Origin of the sequence: Phragmitibacter flavus (genome assembly GCF_005780165.1) — a bacterium.
Classification (GTDB): domain Bacteria; phylum Verrucomicrobiota; class Verrucomicrobiia; order Verrucomicrobiales; family Verrucomicrobiaceae; genus Phragmitibacter; species Phragmitibacter flavus.
The window spans coordinates 331761-346487 of the sequence record NZ_VAUV01000002.1; the positions used below are offsets into that span (position 1 = coordinate 331761).

The 14727-nt window shown below is 55.1% G+C and carries 1 protein-coding gene; it reads left to right on the top strand.

The features are described from left to right. The first annotated feature begins 234 nt into the window (after window positions 1-234). Entirely contained in the window at window positions 235-14667 is a 14433-nt protein-coding gene (locus FEM03_RS03470) for a beta strand repeat-containing protein (protein WP_138084782.1), read from the top strand. Window positions 14668-14727 lie beyond the last annotated feature (60 nt).

The following is a 14727-nucleotide window of genomic DNA, read 5'->3' on the forward strand; positions in this document are numbered from 1 at the left end:
TCTCGAGTTACGTGCGTTCAACTGGACAATCATCTTTCGAGAAAAAATGTTTATTTCTCGGACGAATAAAAATAGTAGAAAGTTATTTTGGTTTAAGCTAAAAACGTTCAAAATATTTTTTTTGAACATCAGAAATTTAATCTTCAAGGCACCAACTGCAGTTTTTCTCACAGGTCGACAGCCTGTTTTGGAGACTTGTGATTGCACTGAATTTTGTTTCGTCTCTTCCTCTTTATGAAAGCACTGCGTCCGTTCTTCCCCCGAATCATCAAACGCGCTTTGTTCGCTGCGTCACTTGGCGCAGTGCCCATGGTTCCAGCGGCGGATTTTAACTGGAATGTCTTCTACCACGAGGGGACGTTTGACTGGCAGAATCACAGTCACTGGAATCCTGATTCTTTATCGCCGGTGAACGTCGGGGTGTTGCCAAATGCAGTGGGTGATGTGGCCAATTTCAACGTTTATCCTTTTCAGCGCATGTTGGTGAATCTCAACGGCGGCGTGACGTTGGGGGCCTTGAATTTGGACTCGTGGGCGTTTAGAAACGGCGGTCTGACGCTTGCTGCCGGTATTGGAGGGTCGCTGACGATGAACAATGGAGGATTGGGAGCGGTGATTCAAAAAGCCGGGAACGCAGGCGACTTGATTTCGACCAACATGGTGCTTGCCGAGGCATTGACGGTGGAAGTCGATGGTGCCCCGTTGACGATGTCTGGAGTGATGACCGGTGCGGGCAATCTGATCAAAACCGGGGAGGGTTTGCTGATCTTGCGTGGAGACAGCGTCAACTGGGCGGGAAATGTTTTAATCAATGAAGGGAACTTGATGATGGCGCCCTTGGGCAATGATGGCAGGGTCCTCGGCAACGCTACCGGCACAACGACAGTGGCTGCTGGGGCAACCTTGTCTTACGCGCCCGATGCCTTGGGAGCTGGAGGTATTGGCAATCCAGCTGAGATAATTTCTATTCAAGGCGATGGATTTAGGGGACAAGGGGTCTTACGAAAAGTTTTTGGGGCTTCGGAGGCTGCGATCACTGGGGCAGTGACCATGACGGGTGAGTCGCGAATTCAGAATGACATCAGCGGCACCTTTACCATTGCTTCTGCCTTCAACGTGAACCATGCCATGGAGGTGGGTGGCCTGGGGTTTGTATCCTTTTCCGGAGTGGTTTCCGGCAGTGAAGCGATTACGCATTATGGCACCGATGGGTTTCGTCTTTCAAATGCTGCAAACACTTATTCAGGGGCGATCAATTCAGTTCTTGGGGAGGTGCGGGTTGAGGCAAATGCGACCAATGCAGGCGCTTACAAGAACGTTTCAGCATTCAATCTGACGAACAGCATGTTGAGGATTGTATTCAACAACGCGGCAAACATCAATGTCAACGCGGTGGCGGATGCGACGGCCATCAACTTGAAAAGCGGTCGTATTCGATTGGAAAACTCGGGGTTTTCGGGAAACCCGGCCTTTAATTTTGAAGAGACGCTGGGCGTCGTGAGCCTTTCTGGCGGTGGCAGTGTGATTGACATGCGTGGAGTGGCGGCGGCCAACAGTCAGACGCTGACGGTGACGGACTTGTTGCGCAGTTCTCCGGGATCGACATTGTTTCTTAATGTCGAAGGCGCGCCTTCCGGTGCGGCACAATTGGGAGCGAGCACCTACGCGAGGGTGATGAACGCCAATTCGGCGGCGATTGTTCCTGACGACGGCATCGTCAACGGATGGATGGTCACGCGGTTGCATAACGGGGTGGGTGGTTTTGTGAAGTATGGGGCAAATGGTTACACGGCTCTCGTGGATGCGGACTATGCCCTGAACACGCCGGAGACCGGCTGGTTGGCCTCGCAAAACGTCAAGACTGACAACAACAGGACCTTGACTGCGGCTCGGACGGTGAACAGTTTGAGCATCACCAGCGACACCAACCGGACCATTGACGGGCTTCACGCTCTGACGGTGGATTCGGGCGGGATCATGTTCAGCCGTGGATCGACGGGGGGGCCGACACACACGATTCGCACGTCGACTTTGACTTCAGGAACCAATGAATTGTTCCTGCACACGGCAAATGCCAATGCATTTATCTTTTCGAACATCATTGATGGGGCAGGCGGTGCGCTTTCCGTGGTCAAGGCAGGGAGCAACACCGTGCAATTTTTCGCGGCGAATGGTTACACGGGCACTACTTATATCAATGAAGGCACGATCAGGGATGTGGTGGGTTCCAACATTGTCGGCTTGGGATCCGGAAACCTGGACATCAATGGCAGCTCATTTGGACAGTCGGTTTATGAGTCGGATCGCCATTTCACCCGGGGACTCGGCAGCGGGGTGGGTGAGGTGCAGCTTTCCGGTGGTCAGGGATCTGGTTTCTCCGCCTATGGGCGGGCCATCGATCTCAACTTCGGCGGTGCGGGTGCCCCGGTGACATGGGGGTCGACGTTTTTTAATCCCGGCATGTTCACCCTCAACGGCGGCAATGCCACTCACGCAACGACCCTGGTGAATGACTTGGACCTCGCCGGAGAAACACGGTATCTGCGTGTGGACGGCAACAGTTCCGGTGGCTTCCGTGGGGCGATTGCCCGAATCGAAGGCGAACTGAGCAACGGAGGAGTCGTCAAGCGTGGTGGTGGCGTGCTGATCTTTGATCGTGAGCATTCATATGAAAATGGCACGGCAGTGAGCGAAGGGCTTTTGTGGATTCGCGAAGGCGGCAGTGCTGGTGCCAATGTGCTCGGCAATGACATTTTGGTCGGCAACCTCGGGGCTTTGTATGTGGACTCCCCTAATTTGATCGGTGACAATCAACGCATCGTGCTCAGCAATCTCAGCAACGATCACGCAGCAGCCATCGGTTTGGGTGCGGGTTATGGGGATGGCAGCGGAGTGAATTTCCAGAGCTTCTCGGCCAATGGTGGAGTGATGGCATCGGGCGGGAACAACATCTTCATTTCGGATGACCGGGTCAACGAAAACCGTCCAATTGCCATTCAGCTGAATGGGATCAAGGAAACCTCGGTTGATCTGGTGGGTCGCGCTCAAGCAGTGACTCCCAACTCGGCAATCTGGTTCGGTGCCAGCACCGCCAACGCCGTTTATACCGGAGATACTCTGACGGCGAGCCGGATTCGGCTGAATTCGGTCAATCAAAACACTTATCTTCTTGGCGCTGGTTATGGAACATTGACCATTGCAAATGAAAACGTGCTGACGGGAAATAACAACCTGCTGGTTGGCTCATACGACCACAACTTCCGTTGGAACATCGGCGGTGCGGTCTACATTCCTGAGGCCCAAAATTTCACTGCGACGACGGGTCTGTTTGGTGGAGTTCTTGTTGGCAATTCGGGTTTGTTGATTGTTGGACAAAATGGTTCCCTCGGTGCGGCGTCCAATGTGGTGAACCTGCGGGGTGGTGAGTTTCGTCCGAGCATGGAATCGGGTGTTTACAGCGGGATGGACAGCCAGTATTCAGGCAGGAATCTCGATGTTCGTGGTGGCAACTCGGTGTTCCGCGTGCAGACCCTGGGTGGTGCGGGCTTCTCGAAGTTGATGTGGAATGACATCACCCTGGGCGACAACGAACGAGTCCTGACGGTCAGCGGACAGAATGGATCTGATTTGCAGATCAACAATTTGGTGATCACCCCTTCCAACAACGGTCGCAACTATCTGGATGTGGAGTCACTGATGACAATCAATGGAACGGTGAGTTCGCCAACGGCGGGGACCACCATTTTAAGGAAGCGTTCTGGGGGCACTTTGATTCTTAACGGCGATAACACCCACACGCGCACGGAGCTTACCCGAGGCAATTTGGTGCTCACGCATCTTGGAGCCAATGGACAGGCCGGTCAGCAATTGATCATGCAGAGCGACGGCGACCAAACCGCCAACCTGCAGCTTCGGCCTGACGCAAGTCAGATTGTTGGGGGAAATGCCACGTATGACATGAGCGAGATTCGGTTCCAGGGCGGCAACAATGCATCCACCCGCATCGTCACGGTGGGAGCAGTGGCATCCGGATCAGAAAATGTGAATGTTCATGTGGCGGCATTGAGCACGGAAACGGTGAGTGGACTGACCAATTTCGATCTGATCTTTGACGGATTTCATGGATACCGTCTGACGGTCGATGGCGGTTTTACCATGGGACGGGATGCGAACTTCCGCACACGCGGCGCCCTCTTGACGATTCAAGGAGCAATCAACGATGGTGCCAGCACTTTCAATTTGCTCAAGGCCGAACAGGGCACGTTGTGGCTGAACGGCAACAACACCTACAGTGGCACTACGACCCTGAACAACGGCTATCTGGTGGCAGGTCATGACAACGCTTTTGGCGATGGCAGCAGTGCGATTTCCATGGCAGGCGGCAGCTTCAGCCAGTTGTTGCTCAGCGGCACAAGGAACTTGTCCCGCAGTATCACCAACAATGGAACGGGATCAACCCAGACCATTGGTGGTTTGGATGCGGGCAGCAAGACCTTTTCGGGCACCATTACTGCGACACGTGGAATCAATATTACCGCTGAAACGGGTGGTGATGTGACTTTTACCGGTTTGATTACTGGTGCGGGCGGAATTACCAAGGTTGGCAATGGAACCGTTATCATTGACCGTGCGACTGGCAATACTTACGCGGGAGCTAATATCATCGCAGATGGCGTTTTGATCGGCAAAGCCCAGGCCGGTGCCGTCAGTCCCTTCGGAACCAACGCCGCATTCACAGTCACCAATGGCACGTTGCAGATCGATGGCCTCGCTGGCAACACCAACACCGCGACGACGGCAGCGTTGACGGTCGGAGGTGGCGGTGGTCGGGTGGTGGTGAATGATGCTGCGGACAGTTTTACTACGCAATTCACCTTTGGATCATTGGTGGCACCAACTGGAACGGCTGCTGGTGGCACTTTGGTATTCAACAGCACGGTCGGCAATTTGGGTGGCGAGTCGCAGATTCGCTTCACAACGGCACCTGCGGCGGTCAATGGAATCATTGGTGCATGGGCAGTGGCCAAAAACAACATTCAGGATGCCACCTACGCCGCCATGAATGGAACGAGCGTGGAAGCCCACAATTTTGGCACCAATACGGGAAACATTGATGCGGTGACAGGAGCGAACCAGGTCTATGACGCGTCGGGCGTTGGTGGAACCCTGACGGCCAATCGTTCGGTCTATGCGGTTCGCACCGATACGAGCTTGGATCTCGGCGGCTTTCGTCTCTCCGTGGGCGATGCGACGGCGACAGGACGAGGCGGTTTGTTGTTGAACGACGGCGCGGACATTTCCAACGGAGACCTGCATTTCGCCAACAATCAATTGAGCGTCTATGTCGACGATGGTGGGGTCTCGACGATCAGTGCCGCCCTTTCGAACCTGAGGAGCAATGCCAACAACACCTTGTCCGCAAGCAATGTTGCCAGTGCGGCGGTCTTCACGAAGTTTGGGTTGGGAACGCTTGAATTGAGCGGCGCAAACTCCTTTCAGGGGAACATTCAGGTTAACGAGGGCATCTTGAGTTTGACCGCTGCTAATGTGATCCCAACTTTCCGTAATCTCAACGCCATGAGCGGATCGATTGTAACCATTCAACCCAACGGTCGGATCAATCTGAACGGCAACAACCAAGAGTTCGGCAATCTCGCAGGGGCCAATCCGGGCAGCGTCTTTCACACGGGTGGAATCTTGGATCTTGGAACAGCAACGCTCACGGTCGGTCGCGAGGGCAGCAACCAGACTTTCGCTGGTCAGATCATCGGCGGTGCAGGCTCCAAAATTTCCAAGATCGGAGGAGGCACTCTGTCTTTGACCAACATCAACGGCAATCAGGCCAACTCATTGGAAACCCTGGAAATCAATCAAGGGGTGGTTCTCACCCGTGCCGATGACAACTCCTGGGCCACACCATCCGGCCTGGCCTTCTCATTGCCCAGCACCACCAATGTGATCCTGCGTGGCGGCCAGTGGAGTCTCCGCAGTGCCGGCGATAGCACGACCAACGCGCAGCGCATCGCAGTTGGGAACAACCTCACGGTGACCGGCGGGGATTCTACACTCAGCGTAGACCGGCCCGAGGGCGGCGGTGGCAACAAATTGCTGACCATGGGCAATCTAACCCTGGACGTGCAACGCTTTTTGGTGACGGCAGCGAACACTTATATTCCACGCTTTGATGGCACGACGACTTTGTTGAATCATGCGCGGATTCAAAATGATTCCCAGCTGGTTCTTGCGGGAGCCATTGTGGGGGATTACACCTTGACCAAAATTGGCGGAAGCGACCTGATGCTTTCAGCAGACAACAGTGCATGGAGTGGTGGAACGGTGGTGAGCAGCGGCACTTTGTTGTTCGGCAATCGGGGCACGGATGACATTCGCTACGCGGGCACCAATTTTGTTCCCAGTTCCACCTCCAATGCGGGAACCGGAGACATCATTCTCAACCAAGGCAACTTCCAGAATGGAACGACAGCCGTCAGATTTAACGCCACGTCCAATGTTTTGACCCAGCAGGGGCAGCGGGTTCAGGTGTTTGGCAGTCAAACGGGGGGCACCGTAAGAGTGGATATTGGTCAGAACGCGGCGCTTGCCGAATACGGATTGCGCTCGACGACCAACGGCAGCATCTCGTTGGGGATTGGCGACGGCGGCTTGTTCACCAATACGATTGATCAATCGAAGATGGGTAACGGCAGGTGGGGCATTTCAGCGTTTCAAGGTTCGACCTATTACACAGCTGACACCTTGGGTGCTGGCGTTGATAACGTCTACCGTTTCACCGGCACCAGTGGCGGTGTGCTTGGCTTGGCCAAAAGCAACCTGTTGACCGGATCGGCCTCCGTGGAAGTGGGGCGTGGCATGATTGATCTCGGCAGCCTTCCGCATGCGACCACGGCACAAATTCGTATCTACGGCGGAGCGGACTACACCGGAACGACCACCATTCATCGTGGTGGGGAGTTCAATGCGATCAATGGAATCCTTATCTTTCATGGCGATCTGAAGACCTCGGAAATCGATGTCTACGGAAGGCTTGAGGCGCGCGGTGATGGCCGTTTTACCAATGACGATGGCAGCGCCACTGCGACGGTGGTGAATTTGCGTCCCGGCAGCGCATTGCAGCTCAACTACGGCATGGACATCAACGACCAGTTCGTCATCTCCAGGCAGGACAACAGCAACTTGGGTCTCGAAACCACAGAGAACAAGTGGGGAGACGATACGGACATGATTTTGGATGGAGCTCAGCTGGCACTCGTCAGCCAAAGCGGTCGTGTGAACCAGGAAACGGTGGGTGAGATCACCATCAAAGGGGGAGCGGGCATTTTGCTTTCGCGCACCGATACCAATGGTCAGATCGTGTTGAACACCAATTATGGCATCAACCGCATTGGTCAATCGGCCCTCAGCATCCGGGAAAATGGCAACGAACTCGGTTTGGTGAACCTGCAATCCATGAAGATGTTCATCAATGATGCCACCTGGATCACGAACAATACCACCAACGGAATTCTTCCTGCGTGGATGATCAACGCGAGCCGCAACACCTTCCTCAGTTACAACACCAACACGGGCATTACCAATGCTGCTTTCACCAACACCAGCGGTGCCGTTGGAACCGGGGCAACGTTCTTCTCGTCACTTACCTCGTCTTCCATTGCCGACTATGCCGGAGTTACCGGCGATGCGACGCTGACGGACACCAGCAATGTGTATGCATTGCGGGTGAATCATGAGGGCTCTGGAAATGACACGACTTTCACCGGGGGACAGATCAACATTCACGGTGGTGGTTTGATACACGTCGGTCGCGACAACGCGCGGGTGAATTTCAACACTACCAATGTGTTTTTTGGAGATGGCACGACGGCCAGAGAAGCCTTCGTTTATACCAATCAACATCAACTCCGATTCGGCGGCAATGTGACGGCGGATAACATGACCATCTTCGGCACGGGAGCAGTTCGTTTTGCTTCGCAGAACAATGCGATCACAGGCAATGTGCAACTGAATGGAGGCACTTTGTTCGTTGAAAAATCCAACGTCGCGCACGACGTCTTGGGAACTGCAACCATCACGTTGCACGGCGATCACCAAAACAACAGCAATGGCGGGACGGAGATCAGAGGGCAGATGCCGATCTTGGCGTTGGTCACCGACTCCACCAGTCAGGCATATAACAACAAGGTGATCGTTGCCGGGAACGTGCCTTTGGCCCGGATCGATACCAACCGGTTCACCGGTTCTGGCAGCGGGACCATTTCGATTGCCGAGTTGGAAATTAAGGGGACGGATAGCCTTGCGGGGACATTGCTTCAGGTGGTCAACAACAACGGCTACAACTTTGCAGTCACAGGGAACACCACCATAGGCGGAACCGGCCCCGTCGGCATCAGCGTGAACACGGGAACTGCTACTTTGACGGGTGCTGTCAACAGTGCGGCGAATATTACCAAGTCTGGCAATGGCACGTTGCGCTTTGACGCTTCCAATACCGGCCTCACAGGTGGTTTCACATTGAACCGCGGTGAATGGCGCTTGAATGGGGCGGGTCCTAACATCGGGGGCACCGGCGATGTCACGCTGAACTTCGGCACACTTCGTCTGGCCAATAACGGCGGTGGCTCTCACTTCAACTCTGCCAATCAGGATCTTTTCGTCAATGGGCAGGTGAGCATCATCACTGACCGCAATGGCGGTTCAACCGGTGCTCACGTGACGATTGGAGCAAACAACGGCACCAATACCATCGTCACCAAGAACAATGCCTCTTTGCGGTTCAATGCCGTAAGCTTTGGTGACGACTTTTATATTGAAAGCAAGATGATCGTGAATGACACCCTGACGCTGCTAACGGAATCCTCCGATGTGTTTTTGAGGGATACCATCGAGGGGCAGGGTAAAGTCGTTAAAAATGGGAATTGGTTTCTTCATTTTGATAACAACGTCTCCAACAGCAACTGGACTGGAGGGCTGGATATTCTCCATGGCTTTGTTCGGGTAACTCCTGCCGCGACCCTTGCGACCTTGGGAACCGGACAGGTTACCGTCGGACCCACGGGTGCCATTTCTCTGGGTTCCACCACCAATATCGCCGGAGGGGCAATTACCCGATTCCAAAGTGGGAAAACCACCAGTTCCGTTCTGGCAGTCAACACGGCTGCAGCGTTGGCTGCCATCGACACCTTGCTCCCCATGGCGAACAACAAGACCCGTGCTGGTCTGGGTGGCATTCTTGCCTTGGATAGTTTGACGGTTTCCACCGCGTTGAACATGGCAAACATTCAAGACGGAAGCTGGAGCCTCGGTGCCTTGCAAGACCGCAACTCCACCTACTCGGCCACTTCTCTCGGGGTCGGCGCGGGCAATATCTATCGTATAGGAGGTGGTGGAGGCAACCTTACGCTTCAGCCTGGCGCTGAATCGGATGTCTTGAGCGGTGCGGGCGCACAAGTGATGATTGGACGCCCCAATTCCTATTTCTCTGCCGGATACAACTCGACCCATGTCGTCTTTGGGAGCAATTTGAACAACAGCTACAGCGGCGGCACGACCGTGTCCCGTGCGAGAGATTTTGGTGGTGGCTGGTATCAAACGGGTTTTGAAGTTCAGGGCGGCAATCCTACGGCTTCAACATTTAGAACGCCTCTTGGAACGGGTCCGGTGGACAACTATGGCTCCATCAGGTTCTCTGGTGCAGCGGGTGGTCTGGTCAATGAAGCAGGAGAAAATTACACGACGATTGTAATGCATACGGGATCGAGATTGACGTTCGACAACCGCACTGCCTCCAATGACCCCGGTGGTGAAGGTCGATTTGATGATAGTGGTGTTCTGACCTTGAACGGATCGAATTTGCAGATTCGTGGCACGAGTAACGTCAACACGGCCACGACCAACCGCGAAGACATAGGTGAACTGGTGATTCAACGTGGGTCCCAGGTGCGCATTGGACGTGAGGGCACGGGATTCGCGGGGTTGGGGATGAATGCGCTGACGCGTGGGCTGCATGGAACTCTTTCGATCAACCATACCTCGGGATTGCTGGGTGCGAACACGGCAGACGGCGGGGTGAACAACACCGAGGTTTTCTTCATCACCGGCGGAGGAGCGATTCCCATGACCAACAACATGGTGGCTCCATGGATTGTCAGCCGGCAGGCGGACCAGTTCCTGAAGTATGATGCGACCAACGGGTTGCAACTGATCACTCAAGGAGGTGCTCCCGCCAATTACATCAACCCTGCTGCCGCCACGACTTCATTGAGTGGCGCGTTGGGTGCTGCGGTGACCGATGGAACGGGCATTCTTGACCTCGCTGCGGCGACCGGAACCCAGACATTGGCATCAAATCTTGATGTGCACGCCTTGCGTTACTTGAGAGACATCAACACCAGCGCAGACGGCCAGTTCAACCAGATCAAGATTCGTAGCGGAGGACTGATCCTGGGTGGCAACAACGCCGGGACGATCAATGCGGATCTCTACTTTGGCAGCTCTGGCAACGGTGACGGTGAGGCGCTCATTTATGCCGGTGCCAACGTTGCCCAGATCAATGGCAAGATCTATGCGGATCAAGTTACAAAATTCGGTAGAAACGCCCTTTATATTCGGGGTGACCAGTCTCAGTTCACCGGCAATTGGGTGGTTAACGAAGGTGTCTTGCGGTTCCTGACTCCTGGGTCCAACGGCAGTTCCACTTCCCAAGTCATCCTTAATGGCTCAGCGACTGGAGACAATGACGACCGGCGCGATGGAGGCGACTCTCATACCCTCACCGATCTTCAGTATGTTTTTAACAGTGGCTCGGTAGACTTGTTTGACTGGGGTGGTGGCAAAATTACTGCCTACGATCATAACCGGATCTTTTCCTCCATGGGCGGGGTTGCTGACCGCAATCAGAAGATCGCAGACATCGACCTTCGAACCACGGCGACGACCGCTGGTGGTTTGCAGGAGGGTTTGATGAGGTTTCAGGTCGATGGTGCGCGCAACACGCTTTTTACGGGCACGGTGACCTTGTTCGACAACTATATGGTTCTTGTTGATGCGGGATCTTACGGCGCTGGATCCACCACCGGAGTGAGTTTCGGTGCTCTGGATAACAATGGTGTCTTTGATCTGATCAAGACTGGCGATGGGATACTCACCCTTGGTGATAACTCCAGCACTTTTGATGGTAACCGCTTTAGCTTTGTGGACGAAGGCACCGTTCGCGTATTGCACAACGGAGCCTTTGGTGCCGCCGGTAACACTGCGGTAATCAATCAAGGCGGGGCGATTGAAATTGCGGTGGCAAACTATCAGTCCACCGCAACATTGGATCAACGGTTTGGCTCGATTGAAAGATGGTCCGTGGATGGGGCAAGATCTGGAACCGTGAACTTGGGAGAAGGCGTGCATCTCCAGATCGGTGCCAGTCAAACCGGAACGCAGACCATCAACCTCAATGGCGGCTCCATCATGGGTTACCAGCCATTGGATTACGATCAAATTGCGATCATTCAGACTTTGGGAAGTGGGGTGACGATTAACCTTCTTGCGAATTCGTTCCTGGGACAACCCTATGTAGTGGGCGGTAACGCGGTGTCGTATGACATGGGCAAGCTAAATACTACAACGAACTTAAATCCCAATGATCCGGGTTTGCGAGGCTCCTACTTGCAGATCGACGGCAACATCACTGGCGACTTTGATCTGACCAAAACCGGCCAGGATATTATCCTTCTCAACGGCCAGAACAGCTACCGTAATACGATCATCGAAGCGGGCATTCTGCAGATCGGTCGCGTCAATGGCTTGTCGACAACCGGCACGTTGACCACCAGATCGAGCGGCATGTTCGACCTCAATGGCTTTGATCAGGAAGTGTCGGCTTTGGCCGGCACGGGTGGATCAGTGAACAACGGCGCGTTCGATTTCAACACTTTCACCGTCAATCAGGCCGCCGAAACCACCTATGCGGGTTCGGTGGATGGCAATGTGGTTTTGGTGAAACAGGGAGAGGGACGTTTGGAACTCACCGGAATCAATGGTTATCGTGGTGGAACCCGGCTCGAAGGCGGCACCCTTGCGGTTTCTAGTGATGCCAATCTGGGGCAGGTTCCATTGTCCGCCAATGGTGACGAGTGGATTGAGTTTAACGGTGGTGCATTGGAAACCACGGCCACGTTCACCCTTGCGGCCAATCGCCAGATCGATCTATGGGAAAATGTGGACAACATCATCCGCACGGCGGCGGCAACGACGCTGACCATTGAAAGCACCATGTTTGGCTCCGGTGGTTTTGCCAAAGAAGGTGATGGCACGCTGGTCATGGCGGGCTTGGTGGATGGATTCTCTGCCAAATACTATTCTGGAGATACGGTCGTTCGGGCCGGAGTGCTCGAGGGCGGGGCAAACAACACGCTTTCCCTTTACTCAAGGCACGTGGTGGATGGTGGCACGTTGAATGTGGCCAACTTCAACCAGCAGGTGGGTTCGCTTCAGTCGGCCCTTGGCGCAGGCACGGTGGCGCTGGGCGACAAGACTCTTCAAGTCGGCTGGGACAACACCACCGATGGCAGCTTTGCCGGGCAGATCACTGGATCGGGCCTCTTGCAGAAGATTGGGTTCGGCGATCAAACGGTGGCAGGCAACAACGCAGGCCAGACTTGGAGCACCTTGATCAGCAACGGACGTTTGTCGGTGGCTTCGGGTGCTTCGTTGGGATCTGGTGCCGTCAATATGGCGACCACCTTGGACACTTTTTTCAGCAATGAAACGGCATTGCAGCTGCAAGGGGTGACCACGCTGGCGAACAACATCAATGTGGGAACCGAGAACGCGGATGGCACGGCGTTCTTGGAGAAAACCGGCGCTGGCACCGCGAGCCTTACCGGGACGGTGACCTTGGGTCGCAAGACCTTCCTGGCGGTGGGCACGGGGGCCACGCTGGAGTCAAGCGGAGCAGGCACCTTCACGGGTCCGGGTTCTTTGGTGGTCATGGATGGCGGCACGCTTTCGCTCGTCAATGCCAATACTTATGGTTCCACCGCAGGCACCACCAACAATGCGGCCATTGATGGTGGCACGGTGGTGCGTTCTGGAACGGTGCTGGTCGGCAACAGCGGTTCACTCGGTGCGGGCACGGTCGAACTGGGCGATGCCACGACGGTTTTGGCCACGGCGGTGAAGGGCGCGACAACGACCAGTCTGCTTCAAACAGGCACGGCGATTTTTGAACCTGCTGGCGACACTGGCAAGGGGCAGTTCACCGGCGTGAGCGAATCCATTGATGGCATTACTTATGGGGTTGGTGATCGCATTTTGGTGAAGGACGAGGAGTTTGATCCTGCATCGAACGGGATTTACACGGTTGCCAGCGTTGCCGGTGGGGTGATGACCCTGGTGCGTGCGGACGACTTCAATGCCAGCGCGCCGAATTTGTCAGCCTATGGCAATCAGCCGGAGATGAGCTACGGGGTCCAGGTCGATGTGACGGGTGGCACGCATGGCGGGAAGTCGTTCTTCATGACGGCTCCCAATGTGGCGGTGTTGAACGGATACAATGATCCGGTTCGCTTCCGTGAAGATGTGAAAGCACCGAACATCGCCCTGTTGCAAAACACTGGCGGGTTGGTGACGGCGAACAAGATTGACGTCAACGCCACCACGACAGGCGGGACCACCAGCGTGGGTGGCTCGACGGCATTCAATTCGGGCAACAGCGAGTTCACCGGCGGCATTGCGCTGCAGGACCTGGATTCGACCCAAGTGGAAACGAAGACCGTGACTTTGGTATCGCACACCATGGGATCGGGAACCGGCCCTGGGGTGAAGTTCTCAGGCATCATCGGTGAAGCAGCTCCTGCGCAGGACCGGCTCAAGATCGTGAAAGCGGGAAGCGGCGTGGTGCTGTTGAGCGCGGTGAACGATTATCATGGTGGCACGGATGTTCTTGAAGGCGTGCTGCAGGTCGGCGAGGCAGGCGTGGGAACCACGGGTCCTGGCGGCACGGTGGTGTTCAGCGGAGCGACTCTGGCGGGGACTGGTTTGATCAACGGAGTGGATGTCAACACGCTGCACCTGATCTCAGGAATGCTGAAGCCTGGCGACTCGGCAGGCGAAGGACTGGGATCGCTGGAGGTGCTGGGCACGCTGACGATGGACACGGGATCGGAGATCGTCTTCCAGCTTGGCAATGGTCAGACCGGAAACTTCGGCTCGATCGGATCGCTGGGTGATCTGGATACGACTTCGGTGAACTACTCAGCAGCCGTGAACCTGATTGCGACCACATGGAGTTCGACCGCACCTGCGTTGGAAGGGGACTACGACTATCTGAACGTGACCGGCACCATCAACCTGAGTGATGAAGGGGTGATTACCGTAACCGGCAACCCGGCTTCCCTGTCATTGGGTGATGTGTTTAACGTGATGGACGCTTCCATTGCCTACAACGCTGGTGCGTTTAATACCGGCGGTGACATTCGAGGCGGTGGGCTGCTTGGCGATCTTGCACTGCCGACATTGACCGGTTTCCTGATGTGGGACACGAGCCGGTTCACGACGGATGGACTGCTTATTGTGGTGACGAACGTTCCTGAGCCAGGCCGTGCGATGTTGATTCTGCTGGGCGTGGCAGCCCTGTGGATGCGTCGCCGCCGGAAGTGAGTTTAGCTATGGATTTCGTGTGTGGGCGGACAGGGTGTCCGCTTTTCAGCAAACGGCAGT

Bases quoted from the DNA above. Each gene is read 5' to 3' on its own strand.
- FEM03_RS03470 (WP_138084782.1), top strand. From the start codon at position 235: ATGAAAGCACTGCGTCCGTTCTTCCCCCGAATCATCAAACGCGCTTTG.